General features: G+C 68.8%; 19 protein-coding genes. 12 read left to right on the top strand and 7 right to left on the bottom strand.

Going from position 1 to position 21541, the window contains the following annotated elements:
* The first annotated feature begins 53 nt into the window (after positions 1-53).
* Both ACTMTJ_RS42570 and ACTMTJ_RS42565 read left to right on the top strand, forming a co-directional pair.
* Entirely contained in the window at positions 54-1079 is a 1026-nt protein-coding gene (locus tag ACTMTJ_RS42570; protein ID WP_441224465.1) for an SDR family oxidoreductase, read from the top strand.
* A gap of 258 nt (positions 1080-1337) precedes the next feature.
* On the top strand, positions 1338-2885 hold the full coding sequence (locus tag ACTMTJ_RS42565) for a discoidin domain-containing protein (protein WP_441224464.1): 1548 nt from the start codon (positions 1338-1340) through the stop codon (positions 2883-2885).
* Positions 2886-2901: 16 nt separating this feature from the next.
* On the opposite strand, the gene ACTMTJ_RS42560 is transcribed toward ACTMTJ_RS42565, so the two are convergent.
* The gene (locus ACTMTJ_RS42560) at positions 2902-3273 is read right to left on the bottom strand and encodes a nuclear transport factor 2 family protein (RefSeq protein ID WP_441224463.1); all 372 of its coding nucleotides are present in this window, start codon (positions 3271-3273) and stop codon (positions 2902-2904) included.
* Between the two features lie 19 nt (positions 3274-3292).
* Complete coding sequence (locus ACTMTJ_RS42555) at positions 3293-3823, bottom strand: hypothetical protein (RefSeq protein ID WP_441224462.1); 531 nt, start codon at positions 3821-3823, stop codon at positions 3293-3295.
* Between the two features lie 186 nt (positions 3824-4009).
* Between ACTMTJ_RS42555 and ACTMTJ_RS42550 the strand changes: the two genes are divergently transcribed.
* A complete protein-coding gene (locus ACTMTJ_RS42550; RefSeq protein ID WP_441224461.1) occupies positions 4010-6016 on the top strand; it encodes a S8 family serine peptidase in 2007 nt (668 codons plus the stop codon).
* 75 nt (positions 6017-6091) lie between these two features.
* Here ACTMTJ_RS42550 and ACTMTJ_RS42545 read toward each other — a convergent pair whose 3' ends face one another.
* Entirely contained in the window at positions 6092-6811 is a 720-nt protein-coding gene (locus ACTMTJ_RS42545; protein WP_441224460.1) for a hypothetical protein, read from the bottom strand.
* A 7-nt stretch (positions 6812-6818) separates the two neighbouring features.
* The gene (locus ACTMTJ_RS42540; RefSeq protein WP_441224459.1) at positions 6819-7178 is read right to left on the bottom strand and encodes a hypothetical protein; all 360 of its coding nucleotides are present in this window, start codon (positions 7176-7178) and stop codon (positions 6819-6821) included.
* 119 nt (positions 7179-7297) lie between these two features.
* Here ACTMTJ_RS42540 and ACTMTJ_RS42535 point away from each other — a divergent pair, with 119 nt between their 5' ends.
* Positions 7298-11929 (top strand): CHAT domain-containing protein, encoded by a 4632-nt coding sequence (locus ACTMTJ_RS42535; protein WP_441224458.1) that lies wholly within the window; start codon positions 7298-7300, stop codon positions 11927-11929.
* A gap of 13 nt (positions 11930-11942) precedes the next feature.
* Here the strand turns inward: ACTMTJ_RS42535 and ACTMTJ_RS42530 are convergent, their stop codons facing one another.
* Positions 11943-13316, bottom strand: a complete 1374-nt coding sequence (locus ACTMTJ_RS42530) for an MFS transporter (RefSeq protein ID WP_441224457.1) — start codon at positions 13314-13316, stop codon at positions 11943-11945.
* Between the two features lie 91 nt (positions 13317-13407).
* On the opposite strand from ACTMTJ_RS42530, the gene ACTMTJ_RS42525 reads away from it, so the two are divergent.
* The 4 genes from ACTMTJ_RS42525 (at position 13408) to ACTMTJ_RS42510 (ending at position 16465) form a co-directional block, all read left to right on the top strand.
* Positions 13408-14010 carry a TetR/AcrR family transcriptional regulator gene (locus ACTMTJ_RS42525; protein ID WP_441224456.1) on the top strand — a complete coding sequence of 201 codons (603 nt, stop codon included), beginning with the start codon at positions 13408-13410 and terminating at the stop codon, positions 14008-14010.
* A gap of 223 nt (positions 14011-14233) precedes the next feature.
* Positions 14234-15628: a DUF4303 domain-containing protein gene (locus ACTMTJ_RS42520; protein WP_441224455.1), complete on the top strand. Its 1395-nt coding sequence runs from the start codon at positions 14234-14236 to the stop codon at positions 15626-15628.
* Between the two features lie 10 nt (positions 15629-15638).
* Positions 15639-16205, top strand: a complete 567-nt coding sequence (locus ACTMTJ_RS42515; RefSeq protein WP_441224454.1) for a hypothetical protein — start codon at positions 15639-15641, stop codon at positions 16203-16205.
* On the top strand, positions 16118-16465 hold the full coding sequence (locus tag ACTMTJ_RS42510) for a helix-turn-helix domain-containing protein (protein WP_441224453.1): 348 nt from the start codon (positions 16118-16120) through the stop codon (positions 16463-16465). The genes ACTMTJ_RS42515 and ACTMTJ_RS42510 overlap by 88 nt, the downstream gene beginning before the upstream one ends.
* A 514-nt stretch (positions 16466-16979) precedes the next feature.
* Here ACTMTJ_RS42510 and ACTMTJ_RS42505 read toward each other — a convergent pair.
* Positions 16980-17783: a hypothetical protein gene (locus ACTMTJ_RS42505; protein WP_441224452.1), complete on the bottom strand. Its 804-nt coding sequence runs from the start codon at positions 17781-17783 to the stop codon at positions 16980-16982.
* A gap of 610 nt (positions 17784-18393) precedes the next feature.
* Here ACTMTJ_RS42505 and ACTMTJ_RS42500 point away from each other — a divergent pair.
* The 4 genes from ACTMTJ_RS42500 (at position 18394) to ACTMTJ_RS42485 (ending at position 20705) form a co-directional block, all read left to right on the top strand.
* Positions 18394-18852 carry a hypothetical protein gene (locus tag ACTMTJ_RS42500; protein ID WP_441224451.1) on the top strand — a complete coding sequence of 153 codons (459 nt, stop codon included), beginning with the start codon at positions 18394-18396 and terminating at the stop codon, positions 18850-18852.
* A 37-nt stretch (positions 18853-18889) separates the two neighbouring features.
* On the top strand, positions 18890-19564 hold the full coding sequence (locus tag ACTMTJ_RS42495) for a uridylate kinase (protein ID WP_441224450.1): 675 nt from the start codon (positions 18890-18892) through the stop codon (positions 19562-19564).
* 65 nt (positions 19565-19629) lie between these two features.
* The gene (locus ACTMTJ_RS42490) at positions 19630-19884 is read left to right on the top strand and encodes a hypothetical protein (RefSeq protein WP_441224449.1); all 255 of its coding nucleotides are present in this window, start codon (positions 19630-19632) and stop codon (positions 19882-19884) included.
* A 161-nt stretch (positions 19885-20045) separates the two neighbouring features.
* Positions 20046-20705: a fibronectin type III domain-containing protein gene (locus ACTMTJ_RS42485; protein WP_441224448.1), complete on the top strand. Its 660-nt coding sequence runs from the start codon at positions 20046-20048 to the stop codon at positions 20703-20705.
* A gap of 126 nt (positions 20706-20831) precedes the next feature.
* On the opposite strand, the gene ACTMTJ_RS42480 is transcribed toward ACTMTJ_RS42485, so the two are convergent.
* On the bottom strand, positions 20832-21389 hold the full coding sequence (locus ACTMTJ_RS42480; RefSeq protein WP_441224447.1) for a hypothetical protein: 558 nt from the start codon (positions 21387-21389) through the stop codon (positions 20832-20834).
* Positions 21390-21541: the final 152 nt, after the last annotated feature.

Here is a 21541-nt window from a genome sequence, read left to right as displayed (position 1 = left end):
CCGGAAGCTCCTGGCACGCACCGACAGCCACACCGATGTGGAAGGAAACCCTTGTGAACCAAGAGAAAATCCAACGGCGCTCAGTGCTGGGCGGCGCCGCCGCGGTCGGCGCCACCGCCGGACTCGCCACCCTCCCCGGCGTGACGGCGGCGGCCCCGGCACCACCGGCCGCGTCCGGCGGCGGCAAGGTCGTGCTCATCACCGGCACCAGCAGCGGCTTCGGCAACCTGACCGCGCTCACCCTCGCCCGGGCCGGACATCGGGTGTACGCGTCCATGCGCGACACCGCCGGCGCGAACGCGGCGCCCGCCCGTGCGCTGCGCGAGGTCGCGCGCCGTGAGCGGCTCGCCCTCGACGTGGTCGAGATCGACGTGCGCGACGACAGGTCCGTCGAGGAGGGTGTGCGCCGGGTACGCCAGCGGGCCGGCCGCATCGACGTGCTGGTCAACAACGCCGGCTCCTTCCACCCAGCTGTGCTGGAGACCCAGACGATCGCCGACGTGCGGAACGTCTTCGACACCAACCTCTACGGACACCTGCGGATGAACCGCGCCGTCCTGCCCATCATGCGGGCCCAGCGGGACGGCCTGGTCGTCCAGGTCACCACCGCGCTGGGGCGGTTCGTGTTCCCCTTTCTCGGCGCGTACTGCGGCGCCAAATGGGCACTGGAGGCGATGACCGAGACCACCCGGTACGAGGTTTCCCAACTCGGTATCGACGTGGTCATCGTCGAACCAGGTGCTTACTCGACCGACTTCGTCGACCCGAACGGCATCGCGTACTACCGGCAGTACCTTCGGCATCTCAGCCGCGACGACACGCGCCGCCGTACCGGCTATGGCGCGCTCGCCGAGCGGGCCGAATCGCACCTGGTCGAGGACTCCACCGCCGACCCGCAGGAGATCGCCGACACCATCGCCACCGTCTTGCGAACCCCGCGTGGCCAGCGCCCCGTCCGGGTACTCGGACCCGGCGTGCACGACTTCATCGGCGAGCTACACGAGGCGGCCACCCGCGTCCAAGCCGGCATCATGGCCGCCTCCGGCTTCGGCGACCTGACCACCGTAAAGCCGGCTTAGGCGACGTGAGCAATTCCAAACACAAGCGGTAGTGGGTCGATAAGCGGAAGGTAATTGCGTCGACCGGTATTGCCCGGAATTGCACTCCAAGTGGGCGGGCTGCGCCGATGCGCCTTTCTTCGGATGTATTCGCCAGCGCTACCGATTCGGAAACATCAGCTGCTTTCCGCTTATTGACGGACAAGATAAAGAATCCTAAAGTCCTGCCTCACACGGCCGATGACCGTTCCCCTCACCGTTCATCGAGAGGCTCCTCCTGTGGTAAATCGCGTCAAAGCCACGGCGCTCGCATTGTTGGGTGGCGCCACGTTGGCTGGCGGGCTCGCTCTCGCCGCCCCCGCGTTCGCCGCCACCGACTACTACGTCAGCCCGACCGGACGGGACGGCAACACGGGCACCTCCGCGGCGGCCCCGTTCGCGACCATCCAGAAGGCGCTCGACACGGCGCCCTCCGGCGCGACCATCCACCTGGCTTCCGGCTCATACCGCCAGGACGCGGTGACGACCCGTACCGGCGTCACCGTGACCGGTCCGGCCACCGCCGTGGTGCTGGGCGCCGGTGGCTCTCGCGTGTTCCAGGTGCGGCACGACGCCGTCACGCTGTCCGGGTTCACAGTGGACGGCCGGCACGCGAGCGGCGACAGCGCGTCCAGCTACCGCGACAAGCTCGTCTACGTGATGAGCACGTCCGCGGGCGACGGCGTAGACAGGTTGCGCATCCTCGGCATGACGATCCGCAACGCCGGTGGCGAGTGCGTTCGGCTGCGATACCTGGTGACCAACGCCGAAGTGGCGAACAGCCGGATCGGTCCCTGCGGCGCCTACGACTTCCAGTTCGCCGGTGGCGGCAAGAACGGCGAGGGCGTCTACATCGGAACCGCGCCGGAGCAGCAGGGCCAGAACGGTGCCCCGGACGGCCGGGCGGACGTCAGCCGGGACAACCGGGTTCACCACAACACCTTCGACACGCGCGGCAACGAGTGCGTCGACATCAAGGAGAACTCGACCGCCAACGTGGTGGAGCAGAACACCTGCACCGGTCAGCTGGACCCGGAGTCGGCCGGCTTCGACGCGCGGGGCAGCGGCAACACGTTCCGGTACAACACATCCAGCGGCAACAAGGGTGCCGGCATCCGGTTCGGCGGCGACCGCGCCACGGATGGGCGCGCCAACAACGCCTACGGCAACGTGATCGAGGCGAACGCCGCCGGCGGCATCAAGTTCCAGGCCGCGCCGCAAGGCACGGTTTGCGGAAACACGATGTCCGGCAACACCAAGGGCGACTCGGTGGGCACCTACGGCGGCCAGTTCCGTCCCACCCAGACATGCCCGGCCGGCACCGTGCCAACGCCGTCCCCCACCCCGACCGCGACCGTGAGCCCCACGGTCCAGCCGACCACCAGCCCGACGGCGCCACCGACCGCGCCCGGCGACTGCGCGATCAGCGCCAGCGGCGACGACGGCAACGCGCCGGCCAACACCCGTGACGGCAGCCTCGCCACCCGCTGGTCGGACGAGGGCTACGGCGCCTGGATCCGCTTCGACCTGTGCGCCACGCGGTCCGTCGACGACATCGCGATCGCGTGGCACCGGGGCGACCAACGCACGGCCGAGTTCACCGTACAGGCATCGGTCGACGGCACATCCTGGCGCACCATCGTGCCGCGCCGTCACTCCTCCGGCGACACCGTCGCCCCGGAGACCTACGAGGCGGCCGACGGGCCGGCCCGCTGGATACGCGTCGTCGGCTATGGCAACGCCGAAAACAACTGGACCTCCATCACCGAGGTCTCCTGGCGTTCCTGATCAGCCTGTCGCCGGTTCAGGCGGGGCTGACGTGCGCCGCGACGAGCCGCCAGCCGTGGTCATCGGTGTGCACCCAGGTCCGCGTGTAGCGGACCCGGGCGGCGAACTGCTCGCCTTCGAAGACACCGGCCAGGGAGCCGAGAAACCAGGTGACCCCTGTCGTACCGAGCACCAGGACCCGAAGGTCTTCTTCGTCGACCTTGCTGAGCCGCTGCCGACCGGTGCGCTGGACGGCCAGATCGTCCTGTTTGGAGTACAGCCGCCCGTCGGGACCGGTGAAGATCAACTGGTCGTCCATCAGCTGGTCGAGCGCGTGCGCGTCCGCGGCCAGCTGGGCCGCCTGAAGCCGTCGTTCCGCGGCGATCAGGTCTTCGGTCAGGTTGGTCATCTCAGGATTCTCCCAGCGGTCAATAGCCGCCGTTGTAGCTCCAGCAGTGGTTGTCGCTCTCGAATCCGTACTCGTCGACCGAGTACCCGGAGTCGAGCATGACGCTGGCCAGTCCGTACGTCGCCACCTGTGGGGTGACCCAGAACTCCCGCGTGACGACCTGCCCCTTCACCATCCTGGGCTGCCAGTACTCGGTCGATGATTCCGGGCCACCAGTCGCCGTCCACACCCAATGAACGCCGACCTTGAACGCGCCCGGGGTAGCGACGAGGCCGTTGTTGGTGTAGGTGAAACGGAACTTCCACCAGTCGATGCCGTCGCCGTAGTCGACGGGATCGTCGAAGACGCCGCACGACAGCACCTTCAGGTTCGGCTTGGCGTACGGCGGATCGGCGGCCGCCGGCTGGGCCGACGCCATCGCCACCGTCGTCGTCACGGATAGCGCGAGCCCCGCCACGGCGACGCGGCGACCCTGGCCGCGGAAATTGGCAAGAATCTTCATGAGCGGATTGTGCGGCGATTTCAACTCGGCATCCTGGTCATCCGTCACACTGCGAGCGTCACCGGCCTCACAGTTCTCACCTACCGCGGCCGGCGGCGGGATGACCGGTGCCACATCCGCCGTACGTACTTTGACCTGGAGGACCGGGCTGAGCCGATCACACGATCTGGCATGCGATCTTTTCTGATACGCGCCGTCGCGATCGTCGCGACCCGTTCGGCGCGGCGTGCACATATGCGAAGGGCACACCGGGTGTGGGCGGCGGCGTTGGCCGTGGTGGTCTTGGTGGCCGGGATGGGACAGGCCGCGACCGCCGCACCGCCAGAGGGCGATATCCGCGACGCCGGGGGCCCGACTGCCATCGAGGGTCAGTACATCGTGGTGCTGAAAGACACCACGGCGGGCGCGAACGAGGTGGATGGCGCCGCACGCGCGCTGGCCGCACGCTATGAGGCCGGCGTGGACCGGATTTACACCAGGGCGCTGCGCGGGTTTTCGATGACCGCGACCGAGCGGCAGGCCCGCCGGCTGGCGGCGGACCCGGCCGTCGACTTCGTGTCACAAGACCAAGAGGTGCAGGCGAACGGGAACACCGTGACCCCGTCTTGGGGGTTGGATCGCATCGACGAGCGTAGCCGGACCTTCAACAGCAGGTATGAATACCACGAATCGACAAACCCGGTGACCGTGTACGTGATCGACAGCGGTATCCGCATCTCGCACTCACAGTTCTTCACCAATGGGGTCAGCCGCGCGGTCTACGGGCGGGACACGGTGAACAACGACGCCAACGCCGAAGACTGCAACGGCCACGGCACGCATGTCGCGGGCACCATCGGCGGCAACACCTACGGCGTGAACCCATCCGCCAGGCTGGTCGCGGTCCGCGTGTACCGTTGCGACGGAACAGGAAGCGTGAGCCAGGTCATCGACGGCGTCAACTGGGTGCTGGAGGACTCGCTGGTCCGACCCGAGCCTACGCTGGCAAACGCGAGCCTCGGCAACGCGGCGAGCAGTGCTATGGACCACGCGGTCCGCAATGCCATCCGGCTCGGCGTCACCTTCACCGTCTCCGCCGGCAACAACAACACGAACGCCTGCAACCAATCTCCAGCGCGGGTCGCTGAGGCGATCACGGTCGGTGCGAGCAACACCAGCGACGCACGTGCGTGGTTCTCCAACCACGGCTCGTGCGTGGACATCTTCGCCCCTGGGGAGGGCATCACGTCGGCGTGGCACACCAGCAGTACCGCCGCCGTCGCATTGACCGGCACGTCGATGGCCGCACCCCACGTCGCCGGCGCGGCATCGCTCTATCTGCAACGGTGGCCGAGCGCGTCACCGGCTCAGGTCCACGCGGCCATCGTCAACAACGGCACCGCGGGGGTCTTGAGCGACGTCGGCGCGGGTTCGCCCAACATGCTGCTCTACTCGATCTACACGCCCACGCCGCGCTCGACCCCGGCCGACTACGACGGTGACCGGGCCAGTGAGATCGCGGTGTGGCGGCCGTCGACCGGAGACTGGCACATCCGCGGGTTCGGCGTCGTCCAGTGGGGCGGGCACGGAGACGTCCCCGTGCCGGGAGACTACACCGGTGACGGCCGCGCGGAGATCGCGGTGTGGCGACCATCCACAGGGGACTGGCACATCCGAGGCGTCGGCGTCGTCCAATGGGGACACAAGACCGACCTGCCGGTCCCCGCGGACTACAACGGCGACGGCCGCGTAGACATCGCGGTGTGGCGACCGCCGACCGGAGAGTGGCACATCCGAAGCGTCGGCGTCGTCAAATGGGGTCTGCCGACTGACATTCCCGTGCCGATGTATAGGATTCCGGCCCCCGTCGTCCTTTGGCGTGCGGCGATCGCCGTGTGGCGACCATCCACCGGGCAATGGCATACCTGGTTCACCCACGGTGCCACCAGCTCCGTGACGTGGGGCCTACCCACCGACATTCCGGTCCCCGGCCGGTACCACAGCACGTCGCAGCGGCCGATCGACATCGCGGTGTACCGGCCAACCCATTTTCAATGGCACATCGAGTCCAAAGGCTCGTTCCAGTGGCCGTCCGGGCCGGACGGGGGCATCAACGACATCCCCGTCCCGGCCAACTTCCTCGACGACGGTGACAGCCACGAGTTTGCCGTGTGGCGGCCGACCACCGGGGAGTGGCGGATCGAGGGCCTCAGCTCGCCCATCCAGTGGGGCCACATCGCGGACATACCAATAACGGCTTAGCCCGTCACAAGGCCGGCGGCGGCCGTCCAACAAGGACGGCCGCCGTTGGGCCCCGATGCCTACGGCAATGGCCGCCTATTTGTGCAGGCGGTCGTTGATCTGCGCGACGGCGTCCGGGGGCAGCGCGCCGTCGATCAGTGTGAAGCCGAACCTGTCCGCGATGGTGCTCTGGTGAATGTCGACCATGGCTTCGACCAGGGCGATATAGCTCGTGACGGCGCGGCGAGCGGTGACGATGGCCAGCGCCCACGTGACCGTGGCGATCAGGGCGGCGGGCCACCACACGGGTATCAGCACGAGATATAGAGCGCCCCATCCCGTTTGGAGCGCGGCCTCCCAGACGCGTTCGCGTGCGGCGGCCACGGTGTTGCGCTCCTCGTCGCCGATCAGGAGCCACAGACGCGGCCATAGCAGGGTGATGCGCAGACCGTGGTATTGGGCTTGGACGCGCCGGTCGAGTGCTGCCGTGCGGCGGCTCAGCCAGGCCGTGCGCGAGGATGGGCGGGCGGTCCACGCCGCCTCGACGATACGGGCCACGCCGTGTGCGGCAAGACCGGCCAGCAGCGCTCCCGTGAGCGCGGCCACGGCCGTGACTATCAGGTCGGCCGTTGAGCGGGTGGCTCGGTCGGCAAGGTCGTGCCAGGCGGATGCGACGGCATCGAGATCGAACGGCCGCGCATGGCCCAGCCGGGTCACCGTCCAGGCGACCGCCACGAAAATCAGTCCGGGTAGCAATAGCACGGACAGCCACCGCTCGATGTGGCGGCGGCCGACCTCGGCCAGGATTCCGTCCACCGGCGCCCTACCGCTCACGGAAGCGCATGGGCGCCTGATGGAGGTGGCACCAGGGGGGCCGGCCCCGCACGTCACGGCCTGTCCGGCGCGGGCACCAATCGCGCGGGCATCCATAGTCGCCGTTCAGCTGGGTCGGGACGGACCCGAGCAACAGATGCGGGTCGGCGTCGTGACGGCCACGGCCTTCGCTGACGTCGTCCGGTGGCGCGCCGAGCAGTGCGGTGACTGTGTCCAGCGCCGAGCCGTCACCCTTGACGACGTCGACCAACGCGGCATCGAGCCGCGGCCGCCACCCGCCCGCGATCGCCGTCGACCGCAACGCCTCGGCGTTCTGGCACAGCCACCCGCGGGCCCGTTGTTCGTCCATTGTGTCCTGGCTCTCCGTGTCACTGATCCGGCGGATTCCGCTCGATTGGGCGACGCCTATTGTGGCCGATGAACGCTACGATCCGCGACGACACGGTGGACATAGCGTTGGGAGCCTGCGTGGAGACGCCGAGTGCACGCGAGCGCGCCATTGAGCTACTCGATGAGCATGATCGGACGCCGGGTGGAAACGCTTCCTTGCTGGACGAGGTCGTCGGTGTGCTCACCCAGGAGCTGGGGCGCGGTGATCTGACACCGGCCGACCGCGCATGTGTCCTGCATGACCTCGGTCGCGCGTTTCGCCGGCGGTTCATGGTGCGACAGTCGGGTGACGACCTCGACCAATCTATTTCCCATCACCTGGCGTCGGTGTCGGCCACGCCGGAGGGGCATGAGCACGTCGTGCCGCATACCACCGAGCTGGCGTACGCGTTGACCGCTCGGGCCGTGCGTGCCGCCGACCGTGCCGAGCTGCGGAAAGCTGGAGCGGTCGCGCGAGAGGCCGCCCAGATCGCCGACAGCACCGGGAGGTTCGTCGGGCTGGCGCGCACCGCCTTTGGCCACTGCCTCAACCAGGAAGTCGCGGCATTCGGCGACGAAAAGCTGGCTGCGGAGGCGATCAAGGCGTGCGATGCGGCACTTCAGGCACCCGATCTCGACCAGGGCGACCGCGCCACCATGCTCTCGGCGTTGGCCCACCTACACAGCCTGGGCGGCCGCCCGGAAAGCGCGGCTACGGCCGAAAGGTACCTGCGAGAGGCCCTTGCCATCACGGACGGCGACGCGTTACGCAGTGTGCGGGTCCAGCTGGCCGGGGCGCTCACGCACCAACCGTCGGGCGACCTCGACGAGGCCGCCGACCTCGCCCGTGGCGCGATGGCCGGCCTCCCGGCCGATCACTGGGTCTCCGTGATCGCGGCGCTTGCCCTCGCGGCAGCGTTGCAGAAGCGCTTTGAGCGCGACGGGCGCCTGTCTGATCTGGACGAGGCGGTGAGCGTGGCGCAGACGGCGTGGAAGGGACTGCCGGCCGATCAGCCGAAACGCGAGGTATTCGCCGAGCTGACCCGGCAACTGCTTTGGCAGCGGGCGCAGCACCGGCCGGACCGCACGCACTTCGACGAGGCGATCCACTTTCAGCGCTCGTACGAGCCGGACGCCACGGCGGAGGCCATCGGTCTCGGGCTGCGCGGCGTGCTTGCCGGCGACCACGCCAGCCGCGAGGAGGCCGAAGCCGCGCTCCGTGCGGTCCTTGCCCGCGGCGAGCTGGACGCCGACCAGGCGCACCACGTGCAAGCGTTGCTTGCCGCGATCATGACCATGGGTCCGTCCGCGGCCGACGTCGCCAACTCCGTGGCCACGCTCGAACGGCTCATGGAAAGCCTGCCCGAAGACAGCCCGGTACGGGCGCGGCTGCTACCGATGTACCTCGCCGCGTTGGGCGCTCACACGAGCCTGATCGGCGATCCCGCGATACTTGACCGCGCGGTGACGCTGGCCCGCGACGCGCTGGCGCGCGATGTGATGGACGACGACGTGCGGGACAGCGTGCAGGCGGTCCTGGCCGGCACCCTGCTGTCGCGATTTCAGCTGCTTGGCCGGACCGAGGACCTCGAAGCGGCCATCGTCGGCCTCCGTGCGGCGGAGGATCGAGCCGCGGAGGCTGACCCTCAGCGAGGCAACCGACTCGCCCTGCTGGCCAAGGCGTGGCTTCTGCGGTATCGGCGCACCGGCGAACGGGCGGCGCTGGCGGAAGCCGTCGAGGCGGCGGAGGCGGGCGCGCGGGTGGCCTACGACGGGCAGCGCGCGATGTGCCTGGCCCAGCTCGCTGAGGCGCTCTGGGCGCGCCACGAGGCGAGCGGCGACGAGGCCGACGCGCGGCGAGCAAGTGCACTGGAGGCACAGATCCGGGGCGCGTCGGCGATCGCGTCAATGTCCGGGATGGCCCCGGCCATGTTCCAGCAGACGGCCGCGCAGCAGCACCTGGCCCGCTACGAGCGCACGGGCGATGTCCGCGACGTCGAGCGGGCCGTCGGCCGGCTGCGCTCGCTGCTGGATTCGGGCCGGCTGCCGCAGTCGCAACGCCGCAACACCGTCGGCCAGCTCGCGGTGAGCCTGCGGATGCGACACGAGCGCAAACGGGTACTGGCTGATATCGAAGAATCAGTAGCATTGCTGCGCCAATGCGTTGCGGACGAGCCGTCGGAGATCGCGCGGGCCGGGTGGCTGTCCGCACTGGGCGAGTCGCTGCGGGCCCGATTTGCCACGACCGGCGATCGGTCCGATATCGACACGGCGGTGGAGCACCACCGCGAGTCGCTGGACATCCTCGACCGGCACCGCTTTCCGAGCCCGCTCGCGCGATGCGCCCTCGTCTCGGCTTTGCTGGACCGGGCCGAGCTGGCCGGCGATCCGGAGGACCTGCATGCGGCGGTCGACGTGGCCCAGGAGATCACCCGTCGGCAGGACATCGACGCGGCCGATCGGGCGGCCGCCGACATCGTTCTCGCCACGGCGCTGTGGAGCCGATACAAGTACCTCGGCGAGCGCGACGACCTCGACCGCTCGGTGGAGATGTGGCAACATGCCCGCGACGCCCTGCCCGCCGGGCACCGGCGGCAGGTCCTGGTGCTGCACAACCTCGCCGGCGTCCTGCGGCTGCGCTATGAGACGCTGGGGCACGCCGCCGATCTGGACGCCGCCATCGCCACCAACCGCGCCGCGCTCGCGGCGATCCCGGCCGACCACCCGGACCGGCCGGCGATCCAATCGGGCCTGGCGATCCTGCTTCAGAACCAGTTTGTCGACCGGCGCGACGCCGGCGCGCTCGACGAATCCGTTGCGCAAGGCATTAGCGGCACCCTCGGCAGCCGGATCGCCGACCGGGCTGGGCAATTGCACGTGTACGCCCAGAGCCTGTATCTGCGCTACCTGGAGCACGGCAGGGCAAGAGATCTGCGCCGCGCGACCCGGCTCCTGCGCGCCAGCGTGGCCGGCAGCGACGAGCACAACCCGAAGTTTGCCACCCGGCTAAGCTCCCTGGGCCTGGCCCTGCAAGGCCGTTACGAGCGTACGGGAAGGCGCCGCTACCGCGCCGAGGCGCTAGCCGCGCTGGACCGGGCGGCGGGTCTGGCGACCGCGCCCGCCGAGGCCCGCCTGCACGCCGCGCACCTGGCGGGTCAGCTACACGCCCATCACGGCGACGTAGACGCGGCGGCCGCGGCTTACCGGCTCGCCATCCAAGAGGTGCTGCCCCAAGTCGTCTGGCGGGGCCTCGGCGTCGTCTCCCACCAGAGCCGCCTGCGCGACTTCCCGCGTCTGGCTAGCGACGCGGCCGCGCTGGCCATCGAGGCCGGCGACCCGGTGGGCGCCCTGCGCCTGCTGGAACAGGGCCGCACACTGCTATGGGCACAGTCCCTGGACGCGAGGTCCGATCGCTCCCTGCTGCGTGCCGAGCATCCCGAGCTGCATGCCCGCCTCGACCACGTCATCACCCAGCTCGCCGGGGCGACCGCGTCAGGGCCGCGGCCCGATCGGCTCGACACCACGGATTACCGGGACGGCGTGGCCTATCGTTGGCGGCTGCATCAGGAGTACACCCGGCTGCTGGCCGAGATCCGGGCGCTGCCCGACCAGCGCTTCGCCGGTTTCCTCGCCCCGCCGGATGTGTCATCCCTTCGAGCCGCCGCCCAGGACGGTCCGATCGTCGTGGTGAACGTCAGCACATACCGGTGTGATGCCCTCGTGGTGGCTCCCGACCGACCCACCGTCGAGGTCGTGCGGCTGCCCCACCTGACCGCCGAGGACGTGGCGGCCCGGGCCCGCGTGTTCGCCGCCGCGATCCAGACATTGGCGCCCGGCACCGATTTGGCCGAACAGGTCAACGGCAACCAAAGCGCGCTGTCCACGTTGGAATGGCTATGGCGCGCGGTTACCCAGCCGGTGCTCGCACACCTGCGGCTCACCCCGCCGGCCGGTGGGGCCTCGCCGCCGCGGCTTTGGTGGTGTCCGACGGGTCAGCTGTCCCTACTGCCGCTGCACGCGGCCGGGTCAGCCGACGATTGGGTCGGCGCGTACGTCGTGTCGTCCTATACGCCAACGCTGCGTTCCCTGCTGCACCATCGCGGGCAAACCCCCGCGAGGCCTTCCGGCAACGGCGCTCTCATCGTCGCACTACCCAGCACGCCGCCGATCGACGGCATCGCGTTCACCGACCTGGCCGCCGTTCCCGCCGAGGTCGCCGCGGTCCGCGAGCGCCTGCCCGGCGACCACACCGTCATGTCGGACGGCAACGCCCGCAAGGCGGACATCCTCGCCGCGTTGGAGCACCACAGGGTCCTGCACTTCTCCTGCCACGGCGTGCAAGACCCGCGTGACCCCGCGGCGAGCTACCTTGCCGTCGCCGATGGACCTCTGCGCGTGCGCCACCTTGCCCGCCGTGTCACCCACGCGACCCTGGCATTCCTGTCCGCCTGCGAAACCGCCCGGGGCGACACGGAGCTGGCCGACGAGGCGCTGCACCTGGTCGCCGCGTTCAACTTCGCCGGCGCTAGGCACGTCATCGGCACCCTATGGTCCATTGGGGACACCACCGCGGCGGTGATCGCGGAGGACGTGTACACGCACATCGCTGCCGGCGGTCATGAGGACGCGGTCACCGCGACCGCACTGCACCGCGCGGTGACGCGGCTACGCGAGTCCTTGCGCGGCAACGCACCGTTGCGATGGGCCGCGTATGTCCACCACGGCCCATAGCCACGGCGCCGTGCTAGGGCTTCGGCGGTGTCAGTGCGGCGGCGACGGCGGCGGCCACCGTCGCGGCGACCGCCGCGAAGACGAAACCGTTGGTGAATCCGGAAAGTGTGTCACCGACCAGGCTCGCCGCCGCCACGCTGGAGACGACGGCGGCTCCGCTGGCGGCGCCGAACTCGTGGAAGGTGCTGACGATGCCGGAAGCGATGCCGGCCTCGTGCGGGGCCACCTGACCGAGCGCGGTCGCCGAGGCGACGACGAACAGGGCGCCGGTCCCGGCAGCGGCGACGGACACGCCGACAACGACCGTCGCCGGGTGGATCGTGAACGCGGGCACCGCCATCCCGGCCGCGGCGACCACCAGGCCAGCCACGGCGAGCGGGCGCGCGCCCAGCCGGCCGATGACCCGGCCGGTGAGGTTGGCGCCGGCCATCGTGGCCAACGCGACCGGCAGAAACAGCAGACCGGTCCGCAGCGCGCCGTAACCGCGCGCGTGCTGGAAGTAGAACGTGCCCAGGAAGAACACCGCGATCATCAGCGCCGTCGCCAGCAGGATCAGGAAGGTGCCGGTCGCCACCGGCCGCCGGGCCAGCAGCCGAACGTCCATCAGCGGTGACCGGGCTCGCCGCTGCCAGGCCACGAACGCCACGTAGCCGACCGCCGCCAGCAGCACCAGCAGACCGGTGCCGCCGGACAGCCAGCCGCGGTCGCCCGCGGTGATGAACGCGTAGATCAGGCTGCCCGACGACGCGGTGACGAGGAGCGCGCCGAGGACGTCGAGCCGGCCACCGGCCACCGCCGGGCTCTGGCGCGGCAGCATCCATGCCAGCGCGGCGGCGATGACAAGGCCGATCGGCACGTTGACGAAGAACACCCACGGCCAACCGGGGCCGGCGGTGAGGACCCCACCCAGCAGGACGCCGAGCGCCGCGCCACCACCGCCCAACGCCGACCAGATGCCGAGCGCCTTGTTTCGCTCGTCGCCGTCGAAGAGTGTCACGACCAGCGACAGCGCCGATGGCGACAGCAGCGCCGCGCCGACGCCCTGGGCGACCCGCCCGCCGATCAGCGTGCCGGAGGATCCGGCGAGCCCGGTCACCAGCGAGGCGACCGTGAACACCAACAGCCCGGCCAACACCACTCGCTTGGCCCCCACCAGATCGGCGAGCCGCCCGCCCAACAGCATCAGACCGCCGAACGCCAGCGCGTACGCGCTCACCGTCCAGGTCAGCGCCTCCCGGCTGGCGCCCAGGTCGGTCTCGATGTGCGGCAGCGCGATCGCCACCACCGTGACGTCGAGGATCAACATCAGCTGCGCCACACCGAGAAACCCGAGGATGCGCCAGCGCAGCGGATGCGGCGCCTGTTCGGCCACTGCTTCGTACGTCATGAGTCGGCCCTCCACCGTAACTCGTATGTTCGGATACGAGTTACAGCGAGCGGGCTAGCTCGTATATTCCCGTACGAGTTAGAGTGGTGGCATGCCCACGGCACCAGCAGGTCCACGCCGGCGCGCCGACGCTCAACGCAGCATCGACCGCATCGTCGCGGCCGCCCGGACCTGCCTCGGCCGCGACCCCGACGCGACCACCGACGACATCGCCAAAGCCGCCGGCGTCGGACGGATGACCCTCTACGGCCACTTCCCCAACCGCGCCGAGCTGATCGAGGCCGCACTCGCCGACGCCATGCGGGCCGGCGACCAGACCCTGTCCGCGGTCGACCTCGGCGGAGACGCACGAGACGCGCTGACCCGCCTGCTCGCATCCAGCTGGGCCCTGGTCGCCGAATCGGCCGCACTGCTCGAAGCGGCCGAAGGCGTCCTACCCGCCGGCCGGCTACGCGAACTGCACGCCGTCCCCGCCGAACGCGTCGAACGCCTCATCCGCCGCGGCCAACACGACGGTGTCTTCCGCACAGACCTGCCCACCACCTGGCTGGTCAACGCCGTGCACTACCTCCTCAAGGGCGCGGCACACGAGCAACGAGCCGGCCGCCTGAAGCCCGGCGAGGCCGCCCACATCGTGACGACGTCCGTCCAGTCGCTTCTGGCAGGCCCCGACCACGCCGGGCACGCCACATGAGCCAGCCGGTTACGAACAGCGCCGTCTGCATGAGGCCCAGGACGAAGACCAGCGGCGCCGCCGGCCGATCACGTGTGGCTCCTCGAACAGCTCGGCACTGCTCGGGCCGGTCACATCCAGTGCGCCCATGCCGCCAGCACGGTGACGACATGAACGGGTTTCATTGCGAAAGCCTCCACCCGGGAGGTATCCGTCGGCTCGCGCCGGTCCGTACGATGCTCGGATGGCCGACGTCGCAGCGCCGTTCGACTGGGGCGCTGTCGAGCGTGAACTGGCCGCGGCGCTTGTCCGCACTGTCGAGTCGGTCGTCGTCGACGCGCCGGGCGAACGGATCACCGCTGCCGTGCTCGACCGCGTCTACCGGGAGACCGACGCGGTCATCAGGCTGCCCAGCCTCGGTGTGCACGGCGACGATGAGCTGACCGGAGAGTCCGGCGGATACCTCGCCGACCTACGCTTCGGTGCCGACGAGTTCGAGCGCCAGTACTTCGACGACGAATGGCTGGGCGACGAGCGCGCCAAAGAGCTGGAACTGGCGCTGACCGCCGAGGCGTGCCGGGGCACCCAGCAGGATTGGGAAGCCGCGTTCGACCGGTACCTGTCGGTGCTCGTCGCCGTGTGCCGGACGGCGACGGCCGAACTGCGCGCCGCCGGTACCGTCGGCTCGGACTTCGTCGCCGTGCTGTTCGACGACGAGCGGTACGAGCCGCTGCTGCGCGCCTGCCTCACCGGCGAGGAGTTCGATCGGCTGTTCCCCGAATTGGCCGCACTCGCGGCGGAACGCGCCCGGGTCGCGGCGCTGCCCGTGGAAGAGCGGGTCACCTACTACGTGTCCAGGTTGGAAGGTCGGCCGGGCATCATCAGCAGCGAGGAAGCGGAGCGTGCGCTGCGCGACATCGGCGTGCCGGCCTTTCCCGCGCTGATCGAGCTGCTTGCCGCAAAGGGCAAGGCGTGGCAGGCGGCGAAGCTGCTCGCCGACATCGGCCAGTCCGACCCGGACGTGGTGGCGGCGCTGAGCGCGGCGCTGCACCGGCTGCGCGGGCCGGACCGGCTGTGGACCGCCCGCGCGTTGGCCCGGCTGGGTCGCCTCGACCTGGTCCTCGACGACATCGAGCGGCTGTCCGAGGAGGTCGTCGTGGCGGCCGTCACCGCGCCGTACAGCAGCTTCCGCTTGCGAGACGGCGGTGCCGCCGCCGTGCCGCTGGACTACCGCCCGTTCGAGGACTTCCTTGACCGGTACCCGGCGTACCTGCCGGCCGTCGCCGAGGAACTCGCGCCGGGCGGTGGATACTGCGTGATCAACGCCGACGAGGTGGACGAGGCCATCCGCGGGCTGTCCTCACCACACGCTCTCGTGCGCCGGCATGCGATCAACGTGCTCGGCGAGCGCCGCCTCGGCTCCGGCGTCGCCGCTCGGGTAGTGCCGCTGCTGGCAAACGCCATGACAAGCGACCCGGACGCGGGCAACCGACGGCTGGCGATCCTGTCACTGCGGTATTGGCGGAAGGACGCGCTCGGGTACGTCGACGCGGCGTGGGCCGCCCTCGCCGACCCGGACCCGGCGGTGCGCGGCGCGGCCGCCGACTGGTTCCAGGAGCAGGGCCTAGCCTGGCGGTGAACCCGGCCGCGTGGTGACGGCCTCGGTCATGATGATTGGCGTGAAGCCGCCGCCGCGCGATGAGCCCCCGGACGATGCCATCGTCTGGCAGGCCAACGGTGATGCACTGACCTGGCAGGCCAGTTGGGGCATCATCATCACCCTGTCGCTGCTCACCCTGGGCACAACGGCCTACCTCATCTGCGAAGGGCAGGTCGCCCCGTTCGTCGTGACCGCGACCCCGCTCGCCCTGCTCGTCGGCCACGCCTGGCGGTGCGAACTGCTGTCTGCCGCGGAGATCCGGCTCACTCCGGCCGACCGGCCGGTACAGGTCACCGTGCGCCAGCGCAACGGAACGACGACCACCTTCCCGATCAGCGACGTGTCCCGGCTCGTGTACACGTGGATTCACAGTGCGAACGAAACCGAACCAGTGGGAGCGGCCGTCCGGCTGAAGCTCGAGCGGCGGACCGTCGTTACCCGGGACGCCTACCCAGGCCCACCCGCCGGATGGCTGAAGGCGTTCGCCGCCGCGGGCGTGCCGATCACCCACCGACACAAGTACCTCCCCGAGGCGGATCAGGCCGTCGGCCCCTGATCCTGCTCGACGGCCTGCGCGCCTACTTTCGGCACGGGTCCGCCGCCGAGGCCGCGGCCGCTCTCGGGCTCCACCCGCAGACGATGCGCCACCGGCTGCAGCGGTGCGGCGAGCTGAGCGGACGCCACCTCGACGACTCCTCGGGACCGCCTGGTGCTGGACTTCACCCGCGGCTCACTGCTCACCCACCAGTGATTACGGAAACTCACCAGATCTGGTCATTCACACAGAGACACGCAGGTTATGCCCATTTTCCGTAACAGGAAGCACGCGAGCCGAAGTCAACCTCTGTGGAGGGCGCAAGACCGCGACCTATGGACACGAGAGCTGACTGGAACGCCATCTGACGAATCACCTAACTTCGTACCACGCCTTGGCCACGTGGCACGCATGGGAGTCACCGTAGGCTATGGACATCGGGTGTGGATATGTCGACGACTCGCGATAGACCCATGGCCCGTAGATCGTTTTGGTGTATGGCCAATGCCCGGAATTGCATTCGGCCCGTACCCGGTAAGATCCGACTCCCGCAGTACAGTAAGCGACACCGTTGTTCGGGTGACCGAAATTGACCTCGGCATAGCAGTTCCACACGTCGGCAAGAGCGGGAGTGGCGCTTAGACCAAGAGCGGCCGACGACGTCATAATGGCCGCTGTCGCGCCTACTGCCAGTCTCTGTACCAGTTTCATCTGTATCCTCTCTCAGGCTACTTCTGCGGGCTTTGCGGATCGGCGCTCACGCGGGTCGCGGGTGGCCCATATCAACGCGCTTGGTCACACCGCACAATAGGGCAGGTAGGGTGAGGGGACTCCCGGCAGTACACACTCCTGGATCGTGTACCCATTTTTCCACGTGATACTTCCATCCCCACCATGAGGGATGCCGAAGGCGATGAGTGCTCCGGTCTCCCGCACGTCCTCGGCGTAGTACGACTCGCCCATCCAGGTCGCCCGGAAGTCGGAAGGCACCGACCCCCTGGCCGGGACGAGCTTTTCGCAGGTATTGACACTGCTGGAGGCTGAGACTGGTCCCACCCCGATGGAGAGGCCGACGGTTCCGCAGGGGTTGAGCTGAGCGGTGGATTTCGGGCTCCAATCATTCCAGACCCATGTGCTACCGGAACCGTAGGGCTCGGTCGAAACGTAACACTCGGAGATCTGTTGAAAAATGGAGCTACCCGCGCGCGCCCCGCACGACGCGTAGGTGCGGACGGCTAGGTTTCGTCGCGTCGCCCCCTGGTAGTCCATATTGCCCCACTGAAGGCAGGTTTGCATAAACCCGGCACCTTCCGGGTCAGTCAATTCCCTGCACTGCGGTTCCTGCCATTTTGTGTCCTGCTGAATGGTTACGCCCCCATCCACCGACTTCGCAGGAGGCACGGCAATGGTCGTGGTCGTGGTCGTGGTCATCGAAGTGCCAGCGGACCGGGCACCCGCCTGAGTTGTTACGGAAGAAGCGTCCTTGGGCTGGATGACGCATCCAGCGTCGCCCGACCGCACCTCGTAGTCATGAGCCTTGATGCCAAGCTTCCATTTGCTGTTGACACGCTCGACGAAATTGCGGATGGCGTTGCCCATGTCGCCGACGATGTCGCACGCCGATGGCGACGCGCGGTAGCTCGTAGCCGATTCAGCAGGGGTTGGTAGTGCGACAAAAGTCGCGGCAGTAGCGGCAACCGCTACTAAAATGGAGAGCGATCTCCTCATTTGGGATCCATTCGATATTGCGGACGTCTGGCGCGCCGACACGAACGACGACGATTCGTGCATGATCAAGCCCGTGAGCCTCGACTCAGATGCGGACGGGGTTATTCACGCAGTACAACGACAGCCGTCGGACCGCCGATTCTCCGGCGACGGTGGCAACGCGTCACTCAAACCTTCGAGGTACAGACCGACCACTCCCCTTCCTCGTTCTGCTGATGCTCATCTGTCAATGCCGCCGGACACCCGGGTGGTCGATAGCACACACATCCTGACACCACCCCCTCACGCCATGCTTTCGCCTGACTGACGCGGGCAGCTGGCTGTTCCCCGGCGCCCGACAGGTGTTCCGGCTGCGCCGTGACACCGGCGGCCTCGACGGCGTACACACCAACAAGGAAATCGTCTACGGCATCACCAGCAGGCCCGCCAACCTGGCCGGCCCCCAATCCACCTCAACCGCCACACCCGACAGCATTGCTGCGTGGAAAGCCGTCGCCATTTGGGTGAGGGACGTGACGTTCCGCGAAGACTCATCGCAACTCAGGACCGGCACCGCGCCCCGCTCCATGGCCACCTTCCGCAACCTGGCAGTCAGCACAATCTGGGCCGGCCCTTCGGTGCGGGCGACGTACGCGACGCTTACGCCGGCGCACCGGCCGTCGTCCGCGCCTCGGCCGCCGCCGACCTCGGCGCGATCAGCCCACAAGCGGCCGCCGAGGCCGCGGTGCCGCTGACCGAGGACCTCGACAGCGGCACGCTGAAGACCCAGATCGCTGCCGCCCGCAGCCTGAGCCGCCTTGACGAAGCATCGCGCGCCCGTGCGATCGACCACCTCGACAGCCTGACGACCTCACGGCCGACCACTCCGACACGTAGCCTCAGGTGGATCCACCACGTCCGCTGGGGCATCAACCGCCTCACCGAACCCGAGCCCGACTGAGAGAAACCACCTTCGCGAGACGAGGACGGGGCAGGACATGGAGCGAGGCACCCGCGAGGAGTTGGTCGGCCGCCTGGCCGCGGCGGTCGGGTCCGTCACGGTCGCACATCCGACGCGGGTTGCCATCGACGGGCCGCCCGCCGCGGGCAAGACCACCCTCGCCGACGAGCTGGCCGGCGTCCTGCGCGAAGAGGGCCGCGATGTCGTCCGGGCGACGATCGACGACTTTCTGTTTCCCCGGGCACGGCGCTATCCGCGCGGCGAGTACTCGGCCGAAGGCTGCTACTTCGACACCCACGACTACGACGCGCTGATCCGGGTTCTGCTCGATCCGCTCGGTCCAGGTGGAGATCGGCGCTTCCAGCCCGCGGTCTACGACCGCACCGCGGATACCGTGTTGTCCCCGCCGGTCACGACTGCCCCAGCCGACGCCGTGCTGATCTTCGACGGTGTCTTTCTCCTGCGCCCGGAGCTGGTCGATCGGTGGGATCTGCGGGTCTTCGTGTCGACCGCGCTCGAAAAGACCGTCGACCGTGCCGTGGTCCGGGAGCGCCGGGTGTCCTCCCGGGAACAGGTCGAACGGCGCTGGCGCGAGCGTTACATCCCCTCCCAGCAGCTCTACTTCGCTACGGTCCGCCCGATCGATCAGGCCGACATCATCGTGCACAACGACGAGCCGCAGCAGCCGGCCTGGCAGACCCGGACACACTGACCACACTCGACGGATACGCGGGACGCCTGCGGCGTCGCCACGCCTCCCGGCTACTCGACCGAGGTATGCGCAACAAGCCATCGCCCATCCGCACGTCACCGCTGCTGTCCGAAGAGGACCGGCAGTTCCTCGCCGGGCATCTCACCGCGGACACCTTCCTCGAAAGCGCGCGGCGGCGGGCCGCCGTCCAGACGGTCCCGATCACCGTCAGCACCAGCCCCACAAAGGCGATCGCACCGATCGCCAGGCAGCGCCCGCGCACGCCCATCTCCCGACTCGCGCCCATCCACGAGTCCACCCACGACATGAAACCACGATAGTCAACGCGGCCAATGCGACCATCGAGCACGGCGACGCCGGGGGCATGGGTCAGCGCCTCCGATGCGCCCTTGTCGGTCGGCCGACCAAATGCTAGCGTGGCTTAGTCGGTCGATCGATCAATCACCCTGGCGCCATCGGGACACCGGAGGTAGACAAATTGATGATGCGACGTGGATACCGCTTGCTGGCGTGTGTTGCCGGGGCGGTGTTCTCACTTCTGACGGTCGCCGCGGCTCCGGCCGCGGCCACGAACGACAGGTGGCCCCCGACGGCGCCGTCGGGTCTGCGGGTGACCGAGTTCTCCTTCACCTGGGCGCGGTTCGCGTGGAACCCGTCGACCGATAACACCGGCGTGCACCACTACCTGTTCGAGATTTCGGATACCACCTGGAAGCAGGCGGTGACCGAAACCTCGACCAGCCGGCTCGGCGGCCTGGAGCCGGGCCGCGGCTACAAGGCGACCGTCCGGGCTGTCGACCGGGCGGGCAACCAGTCACCGCGGACGACGATCGAATTCACCACGCTCCGCCGCACCGGGCCCGCTCCCACGACACCGACGAACCTGCGCGCGGTGTTCGTCGACGGCAAAGCCGCCAGCATCGCCTGGGACCCGTCCCGGCACGACGGTTTCGTCTACTACGAGGTCTACTCCGGCGGTGTCTCCGTCGCCACGACGGCGTCGACCAGCATCTCGATCGACGAAATGCTGGTGACCATGGGCACCATCGAGATCGGTCCCAACTTCTTCACCGTCCGGGCGTGGGGCGAGCACGAGTACGGCTCGGAACTCAGTAACGGGCTAATGGTGACGGTGCAGTAGCCGTCGAATCGTGGTGGCTCCGGCTCTTCCGCCGGAGCCATTGCCCTTTCCATAGTGCCGCGCCCTCAGGCGATGCCGTACGCACCGCGTCGAAAAGGCCTTCGGACGTGCGGCCCCATTCATGTCTCATGCCGCCGGAAGTGGGCGGATCAACGGTTCCAGGAGCTTCTTGGCCTCGGCGAAGGTGATCACATCGGACTCGTCCACCGGCAGGATCGTGGTTATGTCGGGGTGGTCGTAGACCCGTTCGCCGATCATCCGGCAGCCTTCGTCGTACGGCCAACGCATCGTGACCCACTGCCGTTTCACGTACCAGGCGGAGCCGTCGAGGCCGATCGCCGCAGCCGGCAGGTAGAAGTTGAACCAGGATTCGAACCAGTAGCCCGTGTCGGTCACGGCGTGCGTCGTGTCCTCGCAGGCGAAGACGACGCCCTCCAGCTCGCCGTAGAAGTCGCGTACCGCGGCCCGGCCGCGAAGGGTCCGGCTCGTGCCATCCAGATCGATGTAGTAGACCGGGTCCTCCACCGTCATGTCGGGAGCGAGGATCTCGTCCGGTCGTCCGGTCAACTCCAGCAGGTAGTGTCGCCGCACGTTCTCGAGAATCCGGCGATGTCGGCCGCTCTTCGACGAGCGGATCAGCTGGTCCAGCTCCCTCGGGACGTTCGTGATGTCCAACTTCGACATACGGGCCACCTTCCGTTCGCGGAAGATACAAACGTGTCGGTCGGTCGACCGATCGCCGCCTAAAGTAGCACCCGATCGCCAGGCCAGCCACCAGATGTCGGATGCAAGACGGTCACCCTTGTCGGGAATCTCGGGGCTTGTTACGCTCCCGG

The organism is Phytohabitans sp. LJ34, assembly GCF_052068095.1.
Classification (GTDB): domain Bacteria; phylum Actinomycetota; class Actinomycetes; order Mycobacteriales; family Micromonosporaceae; genus Phytohabitans.
Note: the sequence above shows the minus strand (reverse complement) of the source record. Positions and strands in the feature narration are given on the sequence as shown.

What these genes read in the sequence shown, in the direction of transcription:
- ACTMTJ_RS42530 (WP_441224457.1), bottom strand. Translation starts at nt 13,316, where the DNA reads ATGACGTACGAAGCAGTGGCCGAACAGGCGCCGCATCCGCTGCGCTGG.
- ACTMTJ_RS42510 (WP_441224453.1), top strand. Translation starts at nt 16,118, where the DNA reads ATGGCTGAAGGCGTTCGCCGCCGCGGGCGTGCCGATCACCCACCGACA.
- ACTMTJ_RS42480 (WP_441224447.1), bottom strand. Translation starts at nt 21,389, where the DNA reads ATGTCGAAGTTGGACATCACGAACGTCCCGAGGGAGCTGGACCAGCTG.
- ACTMTJ_RS42525 (WP_441224456.1), top strand. Translation starts at nt 13,408, where the DNA reads ATGCCCACGGCACCAGCAGGTCCACGCCGGCGCGCCGACGCTCAACGC.
- ACTMTJ_RS42490 (WP_441224449.1), top strand. Translation starts at nt 19,630, where the DNA reads ATGCGCAACAAGCCATCGCCCATCCGCACGTCACCGCTGCTGTCCGAA.
- ACTMTJ_RS42540 (WP_441224459.1), bottom strand. Translation starts at nt 7,178, where the DNA reads ATGGACGAACAACGGGCCCGCGGGTGGCTGTGCCAGAACGCCGAGGCG.
- ACTMTJ_RS42495 (WP_441224450.1), top strand. Translation starts at nt 18,890, where the DNA reads ATGGAGCGAGGCACCCGCGAGGAGTTGGTCGGCCGCCTGGCCGCGGCG.
- ACTMTJ_RS42485 (WP_441224448.1), top strand. Translation starts at nt 20,046, where the DNA reads ATGATGCGACGTGGATACCGCTTGCTGGCGTGTGTTGCCGGGGCGGTG.
- ACTMTJ_RS42520 (WP_441224455.1), top strand. Translation starts at nt 14,234, where the DNA reads ATGGCCGACGTCGCAGCGCCGTTCGACTGGGGCGCTGTCGAGCGTGAA.
- ACTMTJ_RS42560 (WP_441224463.1), bottom strand. Translation starts at nt 3,273, where the DNA reads ATGACCAACCTGACCGAAGACCTGATCGCCGCGGAACGACGGCTTCAG.
- ACTMTJ_RS42550 (WP_441224461.1), top strand. Translation starts at nt 4,010, where the DNA reads ATGCGAAGGGCACACCGGGTGTGGGCGGCGGCGTTGGCCGTGGTGGTC.
- ACTMTJ_RS42505 (WP_441224452.1), bottom strand. Translation starts at nt 17,783, where the DNA reads ATGGGCAACGCCATCCGCAATTTCGTCGAGCGTGTCAACAGCAAATGG.